This is a genomic window from Paraburkholderia nemoris (assembly GCF_905221015.1).
GTDB classification, from domain to species: domain Bacteria; phylum Pseudomonadota; class Gammaproteobacteria; order Burkholderiales; family Burkholderiaceae; genus Paraburkholderia; species Paraburkholderia nemoris.
Genome location: NZ_CAJNBO010000020.1, coordinates 118,511 through 142,025, shown reverse-complemented (window position 1 = coordinate 142,025; position 23,515 = coordinate 118,511). Strand labels below are relative to the sequence as shown.

The window sequence follows — 23,515 nt, the reverse complement described above, 5'->3', positions numbered from 1 at the left end:
GGACCGGACGCGAGACGCGCTGAAACGGCTTGCGCGTTGGCTTCTGAAATTTTCCGCATTCGCAAGAAAGGACGCAGGCGCTTCGAAATGAATTCCGCATTCCCCATTGACTCATCGCCCGGCTTCATCTCGGTCACCAATCCCTTCGATGGCGTCGAAGTCGGCACGGTCGTGAACATTCCGCCGGAAGGCGCGCAAGTGCTGATCCAGACCGCGAAGGAGGGCGCGCGCGTTTGCCGGAGCCTGTCCCGCCACGAACGCTCTCGCGTGCTCGAAACCTGCGCATCGCTCGTCGAACGTGATAGCGACGCCTTTGCGAATCTCATCGTCGCGGAAGCGGGTAAAACGATCAAGCAGGCCCGGAAAGAAGTGCTGCGGTGTGTGAGCACGCTCAAGCTCTCCGCCGATGAGGCGCGTCGAAACGCAGGTGAAGTCGTGCCGTTCGACGCGTACGGCGGATCGGAAAACCGCCAGGGGTGGTTCACTCGGGAACCGCTCGGCATTATCGTTGCGATCACGCCGTACAACGATCCACTCAACCTGGTTGCGCATAAGCTCGGGCCGGCAATCGCCGGCGGCAATGCCGTCGTTCTCAAGCCCTCCGAACTCACGCCGCTGTCGGCGATCAAGCTTGTTGGATATCTGGTGGCGGCCGGCATGCCGCCGAACGTCGTGTCGGTTGCGACAGGTGGCGCAGCGCTCGGCGAAGCACTCGTCTCGTCCCGGGACGTCAGAATGATTTCGTTTACCGGTGGATTCGCAACCGGAGAGAGAATAGCCAGCTCCGCGGGCCTCAAAAAGCTTGCGATGGATCTGGGCGGTAATGCACCCGTCATCGTTCTGAACGACTGCGACCTTGAGGACGCTGCTACGTCGTGCGTGTCAGGAGCGTTCTGGGCCGCAGGCCAGAACTGTATTGGCACGCAACGCATTCTGGTTCAGTCGTCCATCTATGACGCGTTCAGGACGCGTTTCGTTGCCGGCACCAAAGTGCTCAAGACGGGCAATCCTGCGTTGCCTGATACGGACGTTGGGCCGATGATCACGGCTCAGTCAGCGGCTCGCACGAGACGCGTGGTGGATGCCGCGCTCAGTCAGGGAGCCACACTGCTGTGCGGCAATACTCAGGACGGTTCGCTTTACTCGCCGACGGTACTTGAGGACGTCAGCTTCGAATGCGACCTGTGGAAGCAGGAAATATTCAGCCCGGTTGTCGTTCTTCAGCGGATTGAGACACTGGATGAGGCACTCTTGCTCGCCAACAGCGCCGAATACAGTCTGCATGCCGGCATCTTCACAAATGATCTGCATGCCGCGCTCAAGGCGGCCGACAGGCTGGAGGCTGGCGGGGTCATGATCAACGACTCGTCGGACTACCGATTCGACGCCATGCCGTTTGGGGGATTCAAGTACGGAAGCCTCGGCCGCGAAGGTGTCAGATTTGCGTACGAGGAAATGACTCAACCGAAGGTCGTGTGCATCAGGAAGACGGTATATGGCAACCATGAACAGTCAGCAACGGCCTGATAAGGACGAACCGGCAAGCCTTTCTTTCGCCAGCCAGGCCGTACATGCCGGGAACGTCGTTGACGCCACGACGGGCGCGATCCGCACGCCGATCGTGATGGCGAACTCGTACCAGTTGCCCAATGACCCGTCTTCATTCGACTGGTCGGATTCTCAAACGCTGTTCTATACCCGCAATTCTGGCCACAATCAGCTTTGCCTCGAGCGTAAGCTTGCCGCAATGGAGCGCGGTGAGGATGCAGCCGTTTTTAGCACGGGTGTTGCTGCGTTGCATGCGATCTTCTTCACGTTCCTGAAGAGTGGCGATCATGTCTTTCAATGCGTGGCTGATCATGCGAGGCTCCGTGACTTTGGTGGAGCCAGCCATCCAACCACACGGAGCTAGTGAAGCGCCGTAGGGCGTGCTGTTATTACAGTGCCGTTGGATTAGGTGATGGCGCTACGGATATACACGCCGTGATCCGGCGGCTCGAGCATCTCGCCGACCGAAATCGAACATGCCCTTACCGATTGGCCGGGTTGTCACTGACGTTTCTGTTGAGCGATGAGTGGTTTCACGGTGCCCGCAAGTGCTTCAACAACGCTGCCAACACAGGAGAAACCTGCTTGCGAGACGGGTAGTAGAGGAAGAATCCGGGGAAGGGAGGGCACCAGTCCTCCAACACCCGGACCAGACGCTTAGTCCCGATATGGAGCGCTGCCTCATGCTCCAACACGTACGCTACGCCAAGACCGTCTATCGCGGCCTCGAGCATCAAATCCGGCTCGTTGAATGTCAGCGGTCCCGACAGCGCCACCTTCAATTTCCGACCGCCGTTCTCAAACTCCCACGAATAGAGGCTGCCTGCCGTTTCCATCCGGTAGTTGATGCATCGGTGATGTTGAAGATCGTCCGGTGTACTGGGAGCAGAATACCGCGACAAATATTCCGGCGAGGCAACCACAGCCATTCTCAGGGCCGGCCCGACCGGCAGAGCGACCATATCCTGTTCGAGTTTCTCGCCCAGCCGGATGCCGGCGTCGAAATGCCAGGCAACAAGATCCCTGAAGGCATAGTCGATGATGACCTCTACGGTTGCTTCCGGATAGGTCGTGCAGAAGTCGGCTAGCACCGGACGGATGACGGCCTCATATCCTTGTCGAGTGGCGGTGATCCGGAGGGTGCCTGAAATGCGATCGCGGATTCGGCTGAGGTCTCCCAAGGCGCCGTCGATTGCATCGAGAGCCGGTTCGAGCGTCAGCAGGAGCGTTTGCCCCTCGGCGGTGGGTGCAACGCTGCGGCTGGTTCGTCGAAGGAGTGGGTAGCCGAGGCGATCTTCAAGTCGCTTGATCGTATAGCTCAGCATCGAATTGGACACGTTCAATTCGGCGGCAGCGCGGGAAAAACTGCGCAGCCGCGCGACCACGGCGAAGGCCGAGAGGTCATCCAGGACCCCATGCGAGATCGTTTTATCTGCTTGCATGACTCATGCGAATTATCCGTGATGATTGAATGAATCGTCGCATCTATCCTTTCTGGAGGTCAAGACATCGTGCGCAAGGCGGTGTCGATAGTCCGAAATGAAACGGAGGAAGGATGATTGACGATAATTCGGTATGGCTGATTACCGGTAGCTCTTCCGGTCTGGGTCGGGCGCTGGCCGAAAAGGTGCTTCAACACGGTTATCGTGCCGTTGTCACCGCTCGCAGGCCCGCTGCCGTACACGGCCTTGTTGAGCATTACGGCGACCGGGCGATGGCTGTCGGCCTCGACGTGACCCAGTCCGCACAGATCAGCGCTGCGGTGAAAGCGGCGCATGAGAGGTTCGGTCGGATCGACGTACTCGTGAACAATGCCGGCTATGGCTATATCGGGGCCATCGAAGAGGGCGAGGATGCCGAGATTCGCGCGCAGTTCGACACCAACGTCCATGGCGTCATCGCCTTGATGCAGGCTGTGCTACCGGGGATGCGTCACCGTGGCAAAGGTCATATCGTCAATGTGAGCTCGATCGGCGGACTTACCACTTTTCCGAACGTCGGCTACTACCATGCGAGCAAGTACGCGCTTGAGGGCCTTTCGCAGACCCTGGCGAAGGAGATGGCGCCGTTCGGCATCGGCGTGACGGTGGTCGAACCCGGTGCGTTCAGGACTGATTTTCGCGGCCGTTCGATGCGGCAATCCAGAATTCGCATTCCCGAGTTTGCCGGGACACTGGGCAAGCAACGCGATGCGCTGCTCGACTCGCACGGAAAGCAACACAATGATCCGGCGAAAGGCGCGCTCGCAATCATCGAGGCATTGAAGGCGAAGCAGCCGCCCATGCATCTGCTACTCGGCGCCGATGCGCTCGACCTTGCGCACAAACAGCTTGCTGCCATGCTTAAGGACTTTGACGCGTGGGAGACGCTCTCACGAAGTACTGCATTTGACGACACCGCGTAGGTTTACATGAGAGCCGCGTAGATGATGTCTGTCTTTCCTGCGAGTCGGGCATTCATCGCGCCTTGGGATCGGCGTCAGCTTCGATTTCAGCAATGACCCCGCGTTCGGCCGCTAGCACCGGGAAAGTCTTCAGACACAGGCCACCGGCCCCATGCATACAGCCTGTCACCAGATCGAAGCGCAACCCATGTGCCGGGCAACGCAACAGGTGACCGTCAAGCTGACCGCTTGCCAGCGACGCACCGTTATGGGGGCAGGAATTATCGATCGCGTAGACGGTGCCTTCGATATTGAAGATGACGACGCTGCGACCCTCGACGAAAACAATCTTGCGTTTTCCGGGAGGCAGCTCATCGACAGGATCGATCGGAATGAGGTGTGACAGGTCGCTCTCCAATGTTCTCGCAATCGGCTACGTTCGCTCGTCAACTGAGTTCGTCAATGAATTCCATAGCACGTGGCCACTCGCCGTACCCCGAGGCGGGGTTGAGATGGCCGACAGCTCCAACGTCGACCAGCCGGCTGCCCCATGCGCTCGCCAGTTGAGTGACCTCCTCGATCCGCGCGAGGGGATCGTTCGTGCTGGCCGCAACGATGCTCGGGAACGGTAGCCGGGTTCGCGGCGTAGGCAGCCAGCCATGCTGACGCAAGGCATCCAGCGTCGGATAGCCGTCCGGCAGCGGCGTTTCGAAATCCGGCGGCGCCGCTAGCAGCGCGCCCCTGATTTGCCGCTGATGATGTTGTGCCCAGTGGACCGTGATCATCACGCCCGCACTGTGCGACACGAGCACGACAGGACCGGTGATACTGGCCAGTGCCTGGTCGAGTGCGTCGATTCTCGCCGCGCAACTCAGCTTGTCATGATCCAACGGCGCTACCACGCGCGAATTGGGCAGCTTGCGTGAAAGAATCGTTTGCCAGTGATCTTCGACATGGTCCCGAAGGCCGGGAACGATCAGAATGGTTGGCGGTAAAGCGGTGGTCATCGGCGAGGCTCCGTGAAAAGTGTCATTTCGGCATGGCCTTGTCGCGCGCTTCATTAATGCGCCCCAGGTCTTTTGCGTAAGTCCGCTTGCCTGCGAAGAATGCGGCCGCGCCGATAAGAGGAACAATAGGAACGATCTGCAAGGTGCCGAGCAGGCCGATTCTGTCCGCGATAAATCCGGTCAGGACGGCGGCCGGTGCCAGACCCAGCAGGTTATTGGCCAGCGTCAGCGTCGCAAAAGCGGAGGCGTGGATGGACGAGGGCGTAAGGTTGGCGACCATTGCGCCTGACGGCCCGGATGCGCCGGCGCTGACGAACATGCCGACACCGATCAACACAAGTTGCAACGGGCCCGCATGCAAGCGGAAGGCAATTCCCAGCACGGCGAACGACACCAGGCAATAGACAATAGCAGTGAGCCACTTTCGAATCGGGACCGTTTTGCTGATCCGGTCGGTCAGCATGCCGCAAGCGACCATTCCGACACCCGTTAGCAGGACGAAGCCCGACGCGGCGACGGCGGCGCTGCCGGGCGCCATCGAGTAATAGCGATTCAGGTAGCTGGGCATCCATGCAAACAGGGCAGCGGGAACGAACAGGTGCAAGCCACTGCCGACGTACGCACAAACCACGGATCTGGAAGCGAACAGCCCCTGCATCAGCAAGCGGAAACTCAGGCGTACGCCGGGCCTGCACGGTGCCTCTACGCTGACTTTCGCCCGGAGCCGCGCCAACCGCTTTTCCGTGACGACGATACGATAGACGATGACGAGCAGAATGCCGAAGGCGGCGATCAGGCCGAACGACCAGCGCCATCCGAGGTGGGCCGCAATGCTGCCGCCTAGGGCCATGCCGAGCACGGAGCCGAAGGCACCGCCTGCCATGAAGGCCCCCGTGAGTGTCGAGCGCAGATGAGACGGAAAGATGCTCAGGACGAGAGCAACACCCACGCTTCCATAGGCCGCTTCGCCGAGGCCGACGAACGCACGCGCCGCGAGCATTTCACCGTAGTTCGTCGAAATGGCGCACCCAAGCGTTGCAAGGCTCCAGAGCCCCGCCATCAGAACGATGCTGTTCGTGCGGCCCCAGCGATCGGCGAGTACCGACAAGGGGAACGTCAGTATGCCGACCATCAATGCGACGACGCTACTGAGCGAACCCAATTGCGTATCTGACAAATTCCACGCCGCCTTGAGCAGAGGAAAGACCGCGTTCAGAACTTGCCGTGACATGTAGTCCGACAGCAGCAGACCGAGTGTCAGCGCAAAAACCGTCCATGCGTACGTGCGCGAGATGGCCGGGGCAGAATCAATATTCCCGGTCTCGAGCTTGATATCGTGTAAGTACAAGATTGTCTCCTCCAGTGCCCGGCGACATGGTTCTCTCGTGCACATCTCTGTGCACCGGACCTTTTTAAGGGCTGGGCATCGTATGACGCCCAGCCTTCGCCATTGCATGGTCAATGTTGATGCGGGTGCCGGAAGGTCACACCTCGCATGGTGTTGCGCCGTCAGGCAACCTGCAGCGGCGCGTTCTTCGTAATACCCCGGCGGTTTGGCATCATGCCGTTGGCGCTCAGCGTCTGATCGGCATCCTTGTATTGCACACCGATCCGGTAAATCTCGCGCGCTTCTTTGCCCGATGCAATCTCCCGGCCCAACTCGCGCGCCACACGCACTGTCTGTTCGATCTGCTGTACCGAAGTCATGCGCTCACCATGCTGGTCGATGATCGTGTCCTCGATGCCGCACCTGGGATGCAGACCCATGGCGAGCGCCATGGTGTTGAACGGCAATACGTTCTTCAGCAGGGACTCGGCGGTCAGCGTGCAGCCATTCGGCGCGCGATGGATGAAATTGAAGAAGTTGAATGGATTGGGACCGTCGAAGCCGCCGCCGATACCGATCCAGGTCAGATTCAGCGGCCCCTTGTACACACCCTTACGGACCAGGCGCTCGAGCGTTTCCAATGCGTGGATGCCGGTGAGCTGGAAATGCGGTTGAATGCCGGCGGCCTGGAGGCGGCGCAGGTGCTCCTCGACCCAGGCCGGACCCGCGGGCACGGTCATTTCGCTGTAGGCCGCCATGAGCGCGGGATTGGCCAGCGAGGTGCCCTCCAGATACTCCGGATACAGCAGCTCCATGATGTTCATCTGCGTCGTGTTGATCGCGACGGTCACCTGGTCGGGCTTCGGTTCGAGGTCGGCCAGCATGTGACGGGTGTCGTCGGAAAGCCACTTGGCGGCCTGTCCGTCGTCTTCAGGGGCGAACGAGATCGAGCCGCCCACCTGAATAATCATGTCGGGCACTTTGGCGCGCACGCCCGCGATCAATTCGTTGAACTTCGAGAGCCGCTTAGAACCCTTGCCGTCGAGTTCGCGCACATGCAGGTGAAGCACCGTTGCGCCGGCGTTGTAACAGTCGACGGCTTTCTGGATCTGCTCTTCCATCGTGACCGGAATGTCTTCGGGGAAGTCTGCCGGCATCCATTCGGGCCCATACGGCGCGACCGTAATGACCACTTTTTCCATGTTTTCCGGGTGCAACGAGTCGTCGAGAAATTGCATGTTTTCCTCTGTTTCAGTAGGTTGACGCGAGACGGTATAGCCGCTGGCGTGAGTGATCAGTAGGGCACGTCGCCGATGATTCCTGCGCGCTCCATCTTGCGGTCGCAAGGCGGGTAATCCATCACTGCGTAGTGCTGCGTGCTGCGGTTATCCCAGATCGCGATGCTGTCTTTCTGCCAGCGCCAGCGCACCTGATACTCGGGAATCTGCGCCTGGCTCAGCAGGTAATTGAGCAAAAGACCGGCCCCGGGATTGGCGTCCTGGCCGAAGCGAATGCGCTCCGGCGTGTGATAGTTCGTGAAGTGCGTCGTGAAGCCGTTGACGAACAGCACCTTCTCGCCAGTCTCCGGGTGTGTGCGGACCACCGGATGTTCGGCGTCCGGATATTGCGCTTTCAGCGCCAGCCGTTTTTCGATCGGCATGGCCGCGCCGAAGCTGGCTTCGATGCTGTGGCGTGCGCGCAAATCGGCGATCTGCGTCTTCACGTGGGCCGGCAGATTCTCATAGGCCAACACCATGTTCGCCCACATCGTGTCGCCGCCCACCGGCGGGCATTCGACACAGCGCAATACACAACCGAACGGTGGCGCGACGCGCCACGTCGCGTCGGTATGCCACGCGTTTTCATAGCGATCATTGGGCTGATCGGGCGTTTTGTAGATGCGCACGAGTCCCGGATGCTCAGGGTCGCTGCCCGCAACCGGATGATCCTCGAGTCCGCCGAAGCGTCGCGCAAAGGCGACGTGTTCATCGCGGGTGATGTCCTGATCGCGGAGAAACACGACGCGGTGCTTCAGCAGTGCAGCGCGGATTGCAGCGAACAGGCCGTCGTCGTCAATCGCATCGGCGAGATGAACGCCGACCAGTTCCGCGCCGATACTGCAGGTAAGGGGTTCGATCCGCATGGTTCTTTCCTCAGACGAACAGGACAGATGAGCCGGTTGTCCTGCGCGCTTCCAGATCGCGATGGGCCTGCCCGGCATCCTGCAATGCGTAGCGCTGATTGATCTCGATCCTGATGCGGCCGGCGGCGACGTGGTCGAACAGTTCGCCGGCCAACTGGTTTTTCTCGGCTGGATCGGCGATGTAGTCGGCAAGCGCCGGGCGGGTCAGATAGAGCGAACCCTTCATTGCAAGCAGTTGCGGGTTGAATGGCGGAATCGGTCCGGAGGCGGTGCCGACACAGACCATCAGGCCGCGCCGCCGCAGCGAGTCGAGCGATGCGTTGAAGGTGTCCTTGCCGACGCTGTCGAACACGACATTGACGCCGGTGCCTTCGGTCAGTTCGCGCACGCGTTTCGCGACGTCCTCGCGGCTGTAGTCGATCGTATGGTCGCAACCATGCAAGCGGGCAATCGCCGCCTTGCTTTCGTTCGAGACAGTGCCGATCACGGTAATTCCCAGCAGTTTCGCCCACTGTGACACGATCAGTCCGACGCCGCCGGCCGCTGCGTGCAGCAGGATGGTGTCGCCAGGCTGGAATGCGTGGATGCGGCGAAGCAGATAGGCGGACGTGAGGCCGCGCATCGTCATTGCGGCGGCCGTCTCGCACGAGATGCCGTCGGGCAGCCGGATCAGCGGCGCGGCCGCGATCAGCCGCTCGCTGCTGTAAGCGCCGAGCGTGTTGAGAAAACCGGTGTAGGTGACGCGGTCGCCCACGGCGACGTTGGTCACGTCCGGACCGATTGCCTCGACGACGCCCGCTGCTTCGACACCCATGCCCGCCGGCAGAGGCATCGGGTACAGGCCGGTGCGGAAGTAGGTGTCGGCGAAATTGAGTCCGACTGCCTCATGGCGCAGACGCACCTGACCCGGGCCCGGATCGCCCACAGCCACATCTTCCCAGCGCAACACCTCAGGGCCACCGGTTTCGTACATTCGTATTGCATGTGCCATTCACGTCTCCAATCTTTTTTGCAGGCCTTAGTGCCCGTTTCTTTACAACGTCGGGGAGCGCGGCGACTTATCGGTGGACCAGGCGGCAAACTCCTCCGCCAGTACATTCCAGTCCTTGTCGCTCAAATAGCGTCGCGCGGCGGGCAACACAACGCCTTCCTTGCGCCCCATGTTCTCCCAGGTGAATTGCGCGCAAGCACGCAGACCCTCTTCAAGCATCCCGCTGGTTGCCGCGGATTCATCGCCGCGTGCGATCAGCCGGACCAAATCGTCAAACATCTGAATGGCACGTTGATGCTGTCGTTCCAGTTCGTCAAGTTCCGCATCGACTGCGGAGGTGTGTGCGCGCAGTCGGGCGAAGAGGGCTTCGGTCATCGAGTGATGTTGCGATTTCTGCAATTCGCTCAGGCGTCCTGCAATCTCGTGCAGCGTTGTCGCTTTGCAGGTCGCTTGGTACTCCGCCTGGCGGGCGAGGTCCGGCCCACGGGCCATCCGCGCGGCGCGCAGTGCGCCATGCAGGTGCGCGGCGAGCGTGCGTTGCCCGACGAGCAGAATGCGGATCGCCTGTGCGACTGCCGGGCGGGAATCGATCGCGCATGTCAACACCGCGATGCCGCCGCCGTCGACCGCTACCGTTCCCGTGCCGTACTCCGATATTCCGCTGGACGGCACCAGCGGCCGCGGCGCGACGCAGATCAGATCGCAACCATGAGCACGCGCGGCCGCGCCAATCGGCGCCGCATCCACGCCTGGTGCGGCCAGCGAGCACGGTACGCCCTGGGCGCGTGCCGCGGCTTCGGCCCGGGCGAGCAGTTCCCATGTCGTCTCGCCGTCGGCCGGCTGCGTGCATCGCTCAGCTTCCGCTTCCGGGCACGACGCCGTGCGTCCGGCCGGCAGCGGGCAGAATGTGATGCGCGCACCGATCGATTGGGCGAATTCGACCACCTGGCCGAGCGCTTCGATAGACGCATCGCTGCCGTCGACTGGGACGAGGAGGTGACGGAACATGAGATATATTGCTCACCAATAGGCTTTGTAGGCCGGGCGCATCGGCATGTGAAAAGGGATCTTTCCCATGCCGCTTGCCCGTTAAACATAGCGTAGTGCGTCGGCGCGTCGTGCGCCCCTCCCGTGACGGGAGGGGCTTGACGCACGCAGACCATCCGACCCATCCTGTAAACGAACTGTCGGCACAAGCATCCCGCACCCGCCGCCCCGGAACGCCGTCCAACCTCGCCAGATGTCCTCCACTTCCTTCGGCAACGAACCCGCTGCGACAGAAATCGTGCTGAAGACGATCGCGCCGCGAGCACCGCTCCATCTGCTGACGCGTTCGCGGCTGAGCGCGGTGGGGCCGTCCTTCAATGAGCAGCCGATTGTGCTCGTGCAAGCGCCCGCCGGATACGGCAAGACTTCGCTGCTCGCGCAGTGGCGGCGCGAGCATCTCGCAGCCGGCGCCGCGGTCGCGTGGCTGCTGGCCGACGAGCGCGACGACGCCGAACACATACTGCCCGGCCTCGTCCACGCGATGCGTACCGCTTGCGCGCGGCCCGCCTTCGGCCGTCTTTTGCTCGAGGGCGCGACGGCGGTAGCGGGCAACCTGGACGGCGCGACCGCGTGGCTTGCCGAAGTGGCACGGCTGTCCCTCGACGTCGTGCTGTTCATCGACGACGCCGACCGGATGCCGGCCGACGGCGCCGAGGTGCTCGCGTACGTGCTGCACAATGCACCGCCGAACCTGAGGGTCATCGTCGCCGCGCGGGGCGGTCTCGAAGCGGCATTCGGCGATCTGCTCGCCTATGGGCAGGCGCTGCTGCTGGGCCCCGAGGTGCTGCGCTTTCGCCTCGACGAGACAATCGCGCTGATCGGCAACCGCTTCGGCCCGCGTGTCGACGCCGATGCCTGCGCGCGGCTCTTCGAGGCGACGGACGGCTGGCCGCTCGGCCTGCAGCTCGCGCTTGCGGCCATGGCGCATGCGGCGGACCCGCGCCAGACTGTCGAATCTCTGGCGACCGGTCCGGGCAGGGCGCGTGATCAGCTCGTGGGTGCGTTGCTCGCAAAACTATCACCCGAGGACGAGGCGTTTCTTACGCGTATCAGCGTCGTCGACATGCTGCATCCCGACCTGTGCGCGGCGCTGACCGGCGACGCCGGCGCGCCTGAGCGACTCTTGAGTCTCGTGCGGCAAACTCCGGTCTTCATTACTTCTGAGGATGGCCCGTGGTGCCGCCTGCACATGCTCGTGCGCGACGTGCTGCGCGAGCGCTTGCTGGCGCTCGACGCGGATACGCAGACCACGCTTCATACGCGTGCGATGACGTGGCTCGCGGCTCAGGGGATGGTGCAGGAGGCCGCACACCACGCGCTTGCGGCCGGCCAGCACCAGACCGCCTACGAGTTGGCGGACCGCTGGCTGCACGATGCAGTCAAGCAGGGCCATCTGGGCACGGTGCTCGACTGGCTCGACCGGCTGCCGGAAGCGGAACTGGAGCGGCGCCCGCGTCTGCGGCTCGCTGCCGCCTGGGCACTTGCGCTCGGACAGCGGCACGAGGAAGCGCGACGCCAGGTCGAGTGCGTTCTCGCGGCGCCGGGCGTCGACACGGCGTTGCGCTACGAGTGCGCGCTGATTCTGAGCGCTGCCGCTTATTACGCAGACGAACCTGACCGCTTTGTCGAATTGTTCGAGCCGTGGGCGGACCATCTGCCCGACAGCGCATCCTGGCTTGCGCAGATCCACGCAAACCGTCTGTCGGCGCGCTCGGTCCTGTTCGGCGAACCGGCGCAGGCAAGACGTTTTCAGCAGCGCGTGCCGCGTGGCGAAGTGGGCAAGGGGCAGGGCTACGTGGCGCGCTGGGGCGATCACATCGTTGGTTTGAGCTATTTGCGGGAAGGCCAGTTGCGTCTCGCCGAAGAGGTCGTGATGCCGGCGCTGACGAGCGCCGAAGCGGATCTGGGTCGACGGCATCCGCTTACCTGCATGTTCGCGGCGATCTGCGCGGCGCTCAGCTACGAGGCCGATCGGATAGACGAAGCCGCCGCGCTGCTGGCGAACCGGCTGGACGTGCTCGAGCGCGGTGGCACACCCGAGACCGTGATGCTCGCCTATTGCACTGCCGCCCGCATCGCGGGTGTGCGCGGCAGCGAGCATCGCGCGCTCGACCTGCTCGAAGCGCTGCACGCAATGGGCGTCGCGCGACGGCTTCCGCGCCTGCGCATCGCGAGCATCGCCGAACAGGTGCGGATCCACGCGAGCCGTTATCGCGCGCAGACCTGCGACGCACTGGTGCGCAACATTGACGAGATCATGGCTGACAAAGCCATACCGCAGGGATTGCTATGGCAGAGTTCGGTCGCGTTGCCGCAGGTATTTGCGCGTGCCCGCGCCGATCTGGCGGCGCGGCGCAACGACAGCGCGTTGCGCACACTCGCCGATGCGGCGGAACTCGCGCAGGCGCAAAAGCTCGGTGTGCCGAGGATCGAATTGATGGCGCTGCACGCCTTCGCGCTCGAGCAGACCGGCGGAGATGGCCTGCCGCTGCTACGCGAGGCGATGAACCTTGCGCAGACTTACGATCTGACACGTACGCTGGCTGACGCGCATCCGGCGCTGGCGGATTGGGCGAGACGCGTGGGCGCCGAGCAGACCGATTCCGCCGCCGCTCACGTGATCGCCGTGCCGCGCATTGCACGGCCGCCGGCCTTGCGTGGCACAGGCAATCCACGTGCGGTGCCGAGCGTCGTGCTGACGCCGAAGGAGCGTGAAATCCTCGAATTGCTCGCGCGCAACCTGTCGAATAAGGAAATCGCCGTGGCCGCGACGGTCGGCGAGGGCACGGTGAAGTGGCACCTGAAGAACCTGTTCGGTAAGCTCGACGCCAGTTCCCGCAAGCATGCGGTGCGTCGCGCGCTGGTACTCGGCTTGCTCGAAGAGGGCTGAAACGCGTTCACGCCGCAGGTGCCGCGCACCGGTACCTATCCAAGCTTGGCTTGCCGGCCACCACTGAGTGTTTTCCATACCCCTCCCGCTGCGGGAGGGGTTCGCGCACGGAGCGTTGCGTATTCTTGCCTGCACTAGCCGGCATGATGCCGCCACGATTCCCCGTGCAGGAGAGCATTTCCGTGCAACAGTTCGATCCGTCTGACCCGCTCATCACACCCACGCCGTCGGCCTATGGCTATCCGCTGCTCGTCAGGCAGTTGCTGGTGAACGCACTGGCTGTGTCGGCGGAGCAGGAGATCACCTATCGCGGCGAGCGGCGCCACACGTACGCCGGGCTGAACCAGCGCATCGGCCGTCTCGCCAATGCACTCGCTTCGCTCGGCGTTCGACGTGGTTCGACCGTGGCGATCATGGACTGGGACAGCCATCGCTACCTCGAAGGCTATTTCGCTATCCCGATGATGGGTGCAACGATGTTCACGGTCAATGTGCGCACGTCCCCACAGCAGATCGCCTACGCGCTGAACGATGCGAATGCGCAAGTGCTGATCGTGCACACGGATTTTCTACCGCTCGTCGAACAGATTCGCGGCGAACTTCGCGGCGTGCGCGAGGTGATCATTGCCACCGACGGCGACGGGCATGACGTGCCGTCGGTTCCGTTCGCCGGCGAATATGAACAGTTGCTCGCGGCTGCCACCGAGCACTTCCCGTTTGAAGACTTTGACGAGAACACTCGCGCGGCGCTCTTCTACACCACCGGTACCACCGGTGACCCCAAAGGGGTGTTCTACAGCCATCGACAGATCGTGCTGCATGCGCTGGCGACGGCGGCCACGTTGTGCTCGCCGCGCGAGGGACAGCGGCTGCATCGCGAAGACGTGTACATGCCGGTTACACCGATGTTCCACGTACTCGCGTGGGGGATGCCCTATATCGCCGTGCTGCTTGGCCTGAAGATCGTATTGCCCGGCCGTTACCAGCCCGACACGCTGCTGAAGTTGAAAGCGAACGAGAAGGTGACGTTTTCGCACTGCGTGCCCACCTTGCTGCAGATGATGCTCGATGCTTCTGCGCATGACGGACAGGACCTGTCCGGCTGGAAGATGATCATTGGCGGATCGGCGCTATCGCCCACGCTGTGCCGAGCGGCACTGGCCCGCGGCATCGATGTGTTTTCCGGCTATGGGATGTCCGAGACCGGGCCCGTGGTCGCTCTGTCGCAATGCGCGCCGGGCGCGGCGCCGGCCAGCATCGATGATGACGTGCGCCGACGCTGCATGGCCGGACGACCGGTGCCGATGGTCGAATTGCGTGTGGTCGACGCCGACATGAAGGACGTTGCGCCCGACGGCCGCAGTCAGGGGGAGATCGTATTGCGCGCGCCGTTCCTCACTCAGGGATATCACGGTAAGCCGCATGCTTCAGAAGCGCTGTGGGCGAACGGCTATCTGCACACGCAGGATGTTGCTGTCGTTACGCGCGATGGCTACGTACAGATCGTCGATCGCATGAAGGACGTCATCAAAACCGGTGGTGAATGGGTGTCGTCAATCGAGGTCGAGGGCCTGATCAACGCGATCCCGGGTGTGCGCGAAAGCGCAGTTGTGGGCGTACGGGACGATAAGTGGGGCGAGCGCCCACAGGCTTTCATCGTCTGCGAGCCGGATGCGTTGTTGAGCGGCGGCGAAGTTCGCGCTCATCTGCTCGCGCTCGTTGAGGCAAACCGGATTAGCCGCTATGCGGTACCCGAGCCCGCCCGCATCGCGTTCGTGGAAGAGATACCGAAGACGAGCGTCGGCAAGATCGACAAGAAGGTGCTGCGCCAACGATTTGACTGATTGCAACGCTGTACCCCGCCGTTCTCGCACGGCGGTCACTATAAAACCACGGAGACAAAATGAAGCTGAAACTGATCGCGGCCGCCGCGATGGTCGGATTGGCAGGTGTCGCGCAAGCGCAGTCGTCGGTAACGCTCTACGGCATCATGGATTCGGGCGTTCTGTATCAGAGCAGTTCGGCGGCGACATTCGCGCCGAACGCGCCGAACACGGGCAAGGTATTCCGCTTCAAGGACGGCGGCATCTACTCGAGCATCTGGGGTATCCGGGGCAGTGAGGATATCGGCGGCGGCTACAAGGTCAACTTCAAGCTGCAAGGCTCGTTCGACAGTGGCACCGGCAAGCCGGGGCTTTCCGACACGCCCGGAGCAACGGCGGTCTTCAACCAGTTCACGACGATTGGTGTCTCCGGGCCGATCGGCACATTCACCGCGGGCCGCCAGATCGTGCCGATGATCTACGCAATGGCCGACACCGACGTGCGCTCGGCCCAGTATTTCGGCAGCATTCTGACCGCGTGGCTCGGACTGAACCAGGCCGCCGGCTGGCCGGGCAACAGCACAAATGCGCCGATCGGTGCGCTCTACGACAGCAATGCTCTGGTGTATCAATCGCCGGTTTTCGGGGGCGTGTCGCTTGGACTCGAATACGCGCCCGGGGGCGTAGCCGGGCAATTGCAGGGTGGTACGCGTGAGTCGGCGGTCCTCAAGTATTCAAACTACGGACTCAATCTGGCCGCGGTCTACTACAACGGGCATGACACGAACCCGGCACCGGGCGCGCCGCTCACAGGTATCGACAACAATCGCTTTGTTTATCTCGGCGCGCTGTATTCGATCGACGGGTTTTCGTTTTCCGCTTCGTATGCAAACGGTAGGAATCCTGCGCGCTCGAACCAGGTCAAGCTCGACATGTATTCGGTGGGACTCGGTTATCGCTTTTCGCCTGCGTTCAGGGTCACATCCGGTGTTTACTACCTGAAGGACAAGAACCATTCGGCGAACAAGTCGACCGAGATAGCACTCGGCGCGGAATACAACATCTCAAAGCGCACGCTGGCCTACGCGCAGGTCGGCTACGTCAACAACCGGGGCGGCATGAATCAGACCATCGTCTACGGGCAGCCGGTCGCGCCGGGTGTTTCGACCACGGCGGTCATGCTCGGTTTGCGGCATAACTTCTGAGTACGGGGGATTTTCACTACATGCCATCGCTGCCATACCGCAGCGGTGCGCTCTTCAACACGAGCGCCATCAACTGCCGCCGTGAATCAACACCGAGCTTCGCGAATGCCCGTTTCGCATAGGTCTCGACGGTCGAGGGCTTCAGTCCCATCGATTGCGCGATCGCCGGTGTCGTCATTCCCTGGATGAACGACGAGCACACGTACGTTTCGCGCGACGTCAGCTTGCCGTGTAACTGCGGAAGCCACTGCGCGAGCAGATTGTTGTCCGACGTATCCGGGCGGCCGTCGTCCGGCGAGATCGCGCCGATCAGCCGCTTGTGTACCGCCGCGAGCGGCAGCACGACGTGCGCGAACTGTTTCAGCAGGCTCAACTCCTTCAGCGAAAACGACGGCAGGCGCCGCGAGCGCGCCATCGATATCGAGTATCGCGTGCCGTTCGTCACGCCGAAGACCACGCATTCATCGTGGATGTTGCCGATGTCGAAGAACAGATGCCGGAGCTCGCTCGCAACCTTCTGCGCGGAGATCTGGATCAACTGCACGTCGCGCCTGTCTCCGACTCCCTCATAGGTCGCGTCCTCGCTCGCATAGCTCCGGTAGTAGTCCCGCATCACCTGTTCGACAAGCTCACGATCGCGACCGAAGCTCCCGATCCAGCCGACGCTGCGCTGACCGGACGCAGACACACGTTCGTAGTCCAGATGCACCGCGTCGAAGTCGACGAAGCGCACGAGATTTTCAAACACGGCCTGCATGAACTGCGGAGCACCGACGGCCTGCGCGATGTCGCCCAACGTCTCGGTCACTAACGCGACCTGACTGAGCTGGAGATCCGGGGAAGAGGGCGCGGCGTTCATCACTTCTGTTCTCGATTAATTCTGGGTGGCGCTACTGGTATCACGACAAATTCCCCATGCCTACACGGGAATGCACCCAAACGACCGTCATCGACGATGAAGCTTGTCCTTTGTTCCCGGGACAGACGACCCGTACGGCGATCTTTACAGTGCTCTACAAGCTGAAACGAAGGAGACCCGGCGTTCAGTCTGCACGTCGGCGATCGCCTCGCGACGCATTAACTAGTTTGCTTACCGGCGGCATCCGCATCGATCGGAGCGGCCGATTCACACTATCAGGAGATTTCCCATGCGTGCCCGTTTTCATCGCCGCTTGCTCATCAGGATCGTGTTCGCCGCATCAGCCAGCCTTGCGTTCGCGGCTAGCCAATCCGTGCTGGCCGGCGACACGAATCTGAACATTTACAACTGGTCCGAGTACATCGCGAAGGACACGGTGCCGAACTTTGAAAAGGAGACCGGCATCAAGGTGCGCTACGACAGCTATGACGGCGACGACACCCTGCAGACTAAGCTGCTCACCGGCAGTTCCGGCTACGACATCGTCGTGCCGACGTCGAATTACCTCGCGCGGCAGATCCAGGCGGGCGTCTATCAGAAGCTCGACAAGTCGAAGATCCCGAACCTTGTGAACCTCGACCCGGCGCTGATGAAAATGATGGCGAAGGCCGATCCGGGCAACCAGTACGGCGTGCCGTGGGCGTGGGGTACGACGGGGGTCGGCTACAACGTCGAGGCGGTCAAAAAGCGACTTGGCGACAACGCGCCGACCGACAGCTGGGCGCTGCTGTTCGATCCGGTGAACGTGTCGAAGCTGAAGGGCTGCGGCGTGTCACTGCTCGACGCGCCTGATGCGGCATTCGCAGCGGTGCTGCAATACATGGGCAAGGACCCGGAAAGCAAGAACCCGGCGGACTATCAGGCGGCCTACGAGGTGCTGAAGACGATCCGTCCGTACATCACGCAGTTCAATTCGGTGGGCTATTCGGACGATCTTGCGAACGGCGACGTGTGCGTAGTGCTCGGCTGGTCTGGCGACGTCAGCCTTGCGAGTCGGCGCTCGGCGGAGGCGAAACATGCATACCAGATCCGCTACGTGAATCCGAAGGAAGGCGGCCTGCTGTGGTTCGACGCGATGGCGATTCCGAAGGATGCGCCGAATCCCGAGGCGGCGTTGAAGTGGATCAACTACATCGAGGACCCGAAGACCAACGCGGCAATCACGAACGAGATTGCCTACCCGAGCGCGAACAAGGCCGCGCCCCCGTTCGTGAAGCCGGAGATCTCGCAGGATCCGGACGTCTACCTGTCTGACAGCGTGCTCGCCAGAATGTCGCTCGCGATGCCGATAAGCGCGGAGCTAACGCGGCTGCAGAACCGTCTTTGGTTGCGCTTGAAATCAGGCGGTTGAGGAATCCGAAGCAAAGAACAACAGGGAGACGTTTCATGAAGAAGAGGTTAATCAGCGTGCTGGTGGCCGGGGTGCTGCCGGGGCTGGCCGCAGCGAGTCCGACGGGCGATCAGATCAAGGCGCTGCAGCAGCAACTCGCCGCGCTGCAGCAGGAGGTCAAGGGGCTGCAGTCGCAGCTAGTCGCGAAGCCCGTGTCTACGCCGACGCCGGCGAGTGCCGCCGCTGTCGATCCGTCGTCGGCCGACTACGGCCAGGCGCCGGCGGTGCTGACCAACGACGAGGTTGCCGAGTTGAAGCAGCAGACCGCCAACCAGCAGCTGAAAGTCGACGCGCTGACCGACGCCGCTCAGACCGGCCCGATCGCGGGGCTATCGGTGACCGGCTACATCGATCCCACCTATCTGTATAACCGTGCGGCGGGCACGTCGTCGTTCCAGTTTGCGAACCACGAGAACGCGTACCAGTACTACAACAGTACGTTCGGCGATCTGTACCTCGACATCAAGAAGATGTTCGGCGTCGGCCCGATGGCGCCCTCCATCGAGGTGACCCTGATGCCAAACCGGGGCGCGGGGATGTACCTGATGAACGAACACAGCGACAGCGGGTTCAACATTCTGAATACCGCGATCGCGACGGTGCCGCTGACGCCGACCACGTCGGTCGTCGCCGGACTGATGCCGGGGCTGAGTGGCTACGAGATGCAGCAGTCGAACCAGATGCTGACGCTCACGCACAACCTGCTGTATGACTTCTCGGATCCGGGCAGCTCGATCGGCGCCGGCGTCAACTACACCGGTGACCAGTGGGCATGGAAATTCCTGCTCGGCAACGAGCAGTTCCGCACCGCCGGCTCAGTGACGCAGACCGGCACGAACGCGTTCGGCGATCCGATCACGACGAGCAATCGCATGCCGACGTTCAGCGCGCGGGTCGACTATCTGCGCGGCAGCCAGCTCGATGTCGGCGGCTCGTTCAGCATCGGCCGGCAGACGCTGCCGAGCGCGATCGATCCGGCGACAGGCTCGGTCAGCTATGGCTGGGGCGGCCAGGCGCCGAACGGCTACGGTACGTTCTTTTTCACCGAAGCTGATATGACGTACGCGCTGGCCGACATCCAGTACAACGCCGAAATCGACTACGGCCAGCAGCAGAATGCCGCGTGGAACGGCGGCCAGGCGCAGTGGTACGGATTGTCGCTGCTCGCGCACCGGAAGTTCAGGCTGCCGGTGGTCGGGCGGATGGGTGTGACGGCCCGCTACGACCTGCTGGTCGACAGCAAGAACGGTGGTGGGGGTGGTGGGATCGCCCTCAACGGCAACGGGATGGATCCGTATAACGGCTTCGGCATCGACGTGAATTGCCTCGCGGCGTCGAGCAATCACGGCTTCGAATGCAAGGGCGCGACACGCCAGGACGCCGCGCTCGACCTGCTGTTCTATCCGACCCAGCAGATCACGGTGAAGGTCGAATACCGGCACGATTGGGCGAACCGTCAGGTGTTCCTGCGCAATGACGGTACGTATGCGAAGTCGAACGACCTGCTTGCCGCGCAATTCCTCTACTCTTTCTGATGCGATGCCGGCGCCGGCCTGAGGCACCAGGGCCGCCGCCGATCGCGAGGCTTTGTCATGCTCAAGTTTGAAAATCAGGCACACGTCCCGTCATATTATGCGGCCACCGCGAACGACCGGACGTGTCATCCACCGCTGGAGGCGAACGTATCCACCGACGTCTGCGTGATCGGCGGTGGACTCACCGGCCTTTCCACCGCGCTCAATCTCGCGGAACGCGGCTACTCGGTCGTGCTGCTCGAGGCGTCGAAGATCGGCTGGGGCGCGAGCGGCCGCAACGGCGGCCAGCTGATCGCCGGCTATTCGTGTGACATCGATACGTTCTCGTCCTTCATGCCGGAAGAGGACGTGCGGCGCGTCTGGGCGATGGGGCTCGAGTCGGTGGAGCTCGTCAAGGAGCGGGTCGCGAAGCACCAGATCGATTGCGACCTGACGTTCGGCTATCTGACCGCCGCAAACAAGCCGCGCCATGTCGACGCGCTGCGTGCCTGGGCAGAAGCCGCCGAGTTGCGCTTCGGCTATCGCGGGTACCGGTATGTCGAGCGTGACGAGATGCGCGAGGTCCTCGCTTCGGATCGCTACCTGGGCGGGCTCCACCATGACGGCAGCGGTCATCTGCATCCGCTCAATTACACGCTCGGTCTGGCACGCGCGGCGCGTGACGCGGGGGTGTCGATTCACGAGGACACGAGCGCGCAGGCAATCGGCAAGACCGCGCAAGGCCATCGCGTGACGAGCGCGCGCGGGCGGGTGGACGCGCGCTACGTCGTGCTCGCGGGCAACGCCTATCTCGGCCGGCTTGCGCCGGCGCTGGCGCGCAAGATCATGCCGGTGGCGACGTACCTGATTGCGACCGAACCGCTCCGTGACGCGAGGGCGAGCGACACGATGCCGACGGATGTGGCGATCAGCGACTGCAATGCGGCGCTCGACTATTTCCGCATGACGAAGGATCGCCGCATGCTGTGGGGCGGCAAGGCGAGCAGCTCGACGCGTACGCCGCGCGAGCTCGCCGCGGCCATGCGGCGGGACATGCTGAAGACGTTTCCGCAGCTCGCCGACGCGAAGATCGACTACGCGTGGGGTGGCTTCGTCGACGCGACGATGAATCGCGCGCCGCATTTCGGCCGCCTCGAGCCGACCGTGTATTTCGCGCAGGGGTTCTCCGGGCACGGCGTGAACGTCACGGGGCTCGCGGGCCGGCTCATCGCGGAAGCGATCGATGCGCAGGCTGCCCGCTTCGACCTGTTCGGCAAGATCCGGCACCGCGACTTCCCGGGCGGACGCCTGCTGCGCTCGCCGATGCTGATGCTCGCGATGGCCTGGCACCGGATGATGGACGCGTTTTGAGCCGGTGTTCGCTCACAGCGCGTCCGGCCGCGCGGCAACTCACCTATATCGAACATTGCACACCTTCGAGGCGCTTATGACAGACATCACCCATATCGTGGACCTGATGCGGGACCCCGCGGAGCTGACCCAGTCACGCGTGCCGCGCGGTCTGCTGCTGGCTGGTAATCCGATGCAGACGCTCACGCATCACTACATCAGTCCTTGCGGACAGTTCAGCTCCGGCATCTGGGAGAGCACGCCCGGCCATTGGACGATCGAGTACGACGAGTCCGAGTACTGCGAGATGTTGAGTGGCGTGGTGATCGTGCGTGACATGCAAGGGAGCGAAAAGGTGCTGCGCGCCGGGGATCGCTTCGTGATTCCTTCCGGCTTTCGCGGCACCTGGGAGGTCGTGGAGGCGTGCAGGAAGATCTATGCGTCGCACGCCCCGCAAATTGAGCCATCCCACGCATAGCGCGGCGGTTCCACTTGCAACGTCAATCGTCGGAATCAACCAGGAGCATGACATGACTCAGGAATTGTGGCGTCTGAGCGCTACGGAAATGGTCGAACGCGTTAAGCGTCGCGACGTGTCGTCGACGGAACTCACGCAGAGCTGTCTACAGCGGCTCGAGGATGTGAATCCTCGTATCAACGCGATTGTCGACGTGCTGGCCGACAGCGCGCTGCAGGCTGCGTCGCAAGCCGATGCGGCGATCGCGCGGCGCGAGCCGATCGGACCGCTCCACGGCGTGCCGGTGACGGTCAAGATCAATGTCGACATGGCCGGCTACGCGACCACCAACGGCGTGAGCGCGTTCAAGAACCTCGTCGCAAGCGAGGACAGCCCCGTGGTCGCGAACCTGCGCAAGGCCGGCGCGATCGTGATCGGCCGCACTAATGCGCCGGCGTTTTCCTATCGCTGGTTCACCGACAACGACCTGCATGGCCGCACGCTGAATCCGTGGAATCCGCAACTGACGCCCGGGGGCTCAAGTGGTGGGGCATCGGCTGCGGTGGCCGCCGGCATCGGCGCGATCGCACACGGCAACGACCTCGGCGGCTCGATCCGCTATCCGGCCTGCGCGTGCGGTGTCGCGGGACTGAGGCCGAGCGCCGGCCGCGTACCGGGGTACAACCCGACGCAGACGAAAGACCGGACGCTCGCGGTCCAACTGGCTTCTGTGCAGGGGCCGCTGGCGCGAACAGTCGGTGACCTGCGCATCGCCCTGGCGGCGATGGCGGGCGGCGATCCGCGCGACGCATGGTGGATGCCGGTAGAGCCGCCTGGCCAGCGCGCGCCGTTTCCTGTTCGTGTCGCCGTCTGTGCGGAACTGCCGGGTATCCGTTCCGATGCCGCAGTCGTCGACGCGATCCGGCAGGCGGCAGGTTGGCTGGAGGAGGCGGGCTGCGTCGTCGAAGAAGCCGTCCCACCGCAGATTGCCGAAGCGAGCGCGCTGTGGCTGGACCTCGTCACCAACGAAGCGAGGAGTGGGCTCGGCGACGTCATCATGCAGCATGGCGACGAAGCGATTCGCACGGCGTTCGGCAGCCAGCGCCGGCTTGCCGCGCCGCTCGACCTGGCAGGCTACATGAACGGTCTGGCGCGGCGCACCGGCCTGTTACGCGACTGGCAGCGTTTCTTCGAGCGCTATCCGCTGCTGCTGATGCCCGTGTCATGCGCGCAGCCGTTCGCGATCGACGAGGACCAGCGCGGCGACGACGCGATGCGGCACGTCCTCGACATGCAGAGTCCGCTGCTCGCGACCGCGTTGCTCGGATTGCCGGGGCTGTCCGTGCCGACCGGCGTGCGCGACGGTGTGCCGATGGGCGTTCAGCTTGTCGCCGGCCGCTTTCAGGAGGCGCTGTGTCTCGCCGCGGGAGAAGCGATCGAAGCGCGCGCGGGAACTTGCACACCGATCGACCCAGTAGGTTCGGCGGTGCGTCGCGCGGGTTGAGACGAGGACAGGTAACG

20 protein-coding genes are annotated in these 23,515 nt (G+C 62.8%); 11 read left to right on the top strand and 9 right to left on the bottom strand.

All coding sequences use genetic code 11. The features are described from left to right. Positions 1–87 precede the first annotated feature (87 nt). Together KHO33_RS28150 and KHO33_RS28145 are read left to right on the top strand one after the other, a co-directional pair. On the top strand, positions 88–1,527 hold the full coding sequence (locus tag KHO33_RS28150; RefSeq protein WP_200566278.1) for an aldehyde dehydrogenase family protein: 1,440 nt from the start codon (positions 88–90) through the stop codon (positions 1,525–1,527). Continuing rightward, positions 1,496–1,912 (top strand): PLP-dependent transferase, encoded by a 417-nt coding sequence (locus KHO33_RS28145; RefSeq protein WP_200566276.1) that lies wholly within the window; start codon positions 1,496–1,498, stop codon positions 1,910–1,912. Before KHO33_RS28150 ends, KHO33_RS28145 begins: the two co-directional genes overlap by 32 nt. A 169-nt stretch (positions 1,913–2,081) precedes the next feature. On the opposite strand, the gene KHO33_RS28140 is transcribed toward KHO33_RS28145, so the two are convergent. Then, positions 2,082–2,990 carry a LysR family transcriptional regulator gene (locus tag KHO33_RS28140; RefSeq protein WP_234480670.1) on the bottom strand — a complete coding sequence of 303 codons (909 nt, stop codon included), beginning with the start codon at positions 2,988–2,990 and terminating at the stop codon, positions 2,082–2,084. A gap of 113 nt (positions 2,991–3,103) precedes the next feature. Between KHO33_RS28140 and KHO33_RS28135 the strand changes: the two genes are divergently transcribed. Further along, complete coding sequence (locus KHO33_RS28135) at positions 3,104–3,952, top strand: oxidoreductase (protein WP_200566275.1); 849 nt, start codon at positions 3,104–3,106, stop codon at positions 3,950–3,952. A gap of 52 nt (positions 3,953–4,004) precedes the next feature. On the opposite strand, the gene KHO33_RS28130 is transcribed toward KHO33_RS28135, so the two are convergent. The 7 genes from KHO33_RS28130 to KHO33_RS28100 form a co-directional block, all read right to left on the bottom strand. Further along, positions 4,005–4,349 carry a Rieske (2Fe-2S) protein gene (locus tag KHO33_RS28130; RefSeq protein WP_234480669.1) on the bottom strand — a complete coding sequence of 115 codons (345 nt, stop codon included), beginning with the start codon at positions 4,347–4,349 and terminating at the stop codon, positions 4,005–4,007. Between the two features lie 28 nt (positions 4,350–4,377). Then, complete coding sequence (locus tag KHO33_RS28125; RefSeq protein WP_200566267.1) at positions 4,378–4,938, bottom strand: RBBP9/YdeN family alpha/beta hydrolase; 561 nt, start codon at positions 4,936–4,938, stop codon at positions 4,378–4,380. 22 nt (positions 4,939–4,960) lie between these two features. After that, a complete protein-coding gene (locus KHO33_RS28120; RefSeq protein WP_234475400.1) occupies positions 4,961–6,286 on the bottom strand; it encodes an MFS transporter in 1,326 nt (441 codons plus the stop codon). Between the two features lie 161 nt (positions 6,287–6,447). Next, the gene (locus KHO33_RS28115; protein WP_054035233.1) at positions 6,448–7,503 is read right to left on the bottom strand and encodes a BKACE family enzyme; all 1,056 of its coding nucleotides are present in this window, start codon (positions 7,501–7,503) and stop codon (positions 6,448–6,450) included. A gap of 56 nt (positions 7,504–7,559) precedes the next feature. Further along, positions 7,560–8,408, bottom strand: coding sequence for a TauD/TfdA dioxygenase family protein (locus tag KHO33_RS28110; RefSeq protein WP_200566265.1), 849 nt, complete (start codon positions 8,406–8,408; stop codon positions 7,560–7,562). Positions 8,409–8,418: 10 nt separating this feature from the next. Then, complete coding sequence (locus KHO33_RS28105) at positions 8,419–9,399, bottom strand: quinone oxidoreductase family protein (RefSeq protein WP_200566257.1); 981 nt, start codon at positions 9,397–9,399, stop codon at positions 8,419–8,421. A gap of 42 nt (positions 9,400–9,441) precedes the next feature. Continuing rightward, positions 9,442–10,407 (bottom strand): hemerythrin domain-containing protein, encoded by a 966-nt coding sequence (locus KHO33_RS28100; RefSeq protein ID WP_200566255.1) that lies wholly within the window; start codon positions 10,405–10,407, stop codon positions 9,442–9,444. Positions 10,408–10,639: 232 nt separating this feature from the next. Here KHO33_RS28100 and KHO33_RS28095 point away from each other — a divergent pair, with 232 nt between their 5' ends. From KHO33_RS28095 to KHO33_RS28085, 3 genes are all read left to right on the top strand, one after another. Then, positions 10,640–13,336 (top strand): LuxR C-terminal-related transcriptional regulator, encoded by a 2,697-nt coding sequence (locus KHO33_RS28095; protein WP_200566247.1) that lies wholly within the window; start codon positions 10,640–10,642, stop codon positions 13,334–13,336. Positions 13,337–13,518: 182 nt separating this feature from the next. Continuing rightward, positions 13,519–15,180 (top strand): fatty acid--CoA ligase, encoded by a 1,662-nt coding sequence (locus KHO33_RS28090; protein WP_236074703.1) that lies wholly within the window; start codon positions 13,519–13,521, stop codon positions 15,178–15,180. A gap of 59 nt (positions 15,181–15,239) precedes the next feature. Then, positions 15,240–16,364, top strand: coding sequence for a porin (locus KHO33_RS28085; protein ID WP_054035237.1), 1,125 nt, complete (start codon positions 15,240–15,242; stop codon positions 16,362–16,364). A gap of 16 nt (positions 16,365–16,380) precedes the next feature. Here the strand turns inward: KHO33_RS28085 and KHO33_RS28080 are convergent, their stop codons facing one another. Next, positions 16,381–17,223, bottom strand: a complete 843-nt coding sequence (locus KHO33_RS28080) for a helix-turn-helix transcriptional regulator (protein WP_054035238.1) — start codon at positions 17,221–17,223, stop codon at positions 16,381–16,383. A 289-nt stretch (positions 17,224–17,512) separates the two neighbouring features. Between KHO33_RS28080 and KHO33_RS28075 the strand changes: the two genes are divergently transcribed. The 5 genes from KHO33_RS28075 to KHO33_RS28055 all read left to right on the top strand — a co-directional run bounded on the left by KHO33_RS28075 (position 17,513) and on the right by KHO33_RS28055 (position 23,498). Further along, positions 17,513–18,634, top strand: coding sequence for a polyamine ABC transporter substrate-binding protein (locus KHO33_RS28075; RefSeq protein WP_200566244.1), 1,122 nt, complete (start codon positions 17,513–17,515; stop codon positions 18,632–18,634). Between the two features lie 35 nt (positions 18,635–18,669). Then, complete coding sequence (locus KHO33_RS28070; protein ID WP_200566242.1) at positions 18,670–20,208, top strand: DUF3138 family protein; 1,539 nt, start codon at positions 18,670–18,672, stop codon at positions 20,206–20,208. A gap of 57 nt (positions 20,209–20,265) precedes the next feature. After that, the gene (locus KHO33_RS28065; protein WP_200566241.1) at positions 20,266–21,558 is read left to right on the top strand and encodes an NAD(P)/FAD-dependent oxidoreductase; all 1,293 of its coding nucleotides are present in this window, start codon (positions 20,266–20,268) and stop codon (positions 21,556–21,558) included. 76 nt (positions 21,559–21,634) lie between these two features. Then, positions 21,635–22,015, top strand: a complete 381-nt coding sequence (locus KHO33_RS28060) for a cupin domain-containing protein (RefSeq protein ID WP_054035240.1) — start codon at positions 21,635–21,637, stop codon at positions 22,013–22,015. Positions 22,016–22,067: 52 nt separating this feature from the next. After that, entirely contained in the window at positions 22,068–23,498 is a 1,431-nt protein-coding gene (locus KHO33_RS28055) for an amidase family protein (RefSeq protein WP_200566239.1), read from the top strand. Positions 23,499–23,515: the final 17 nt, after the last annotated feature.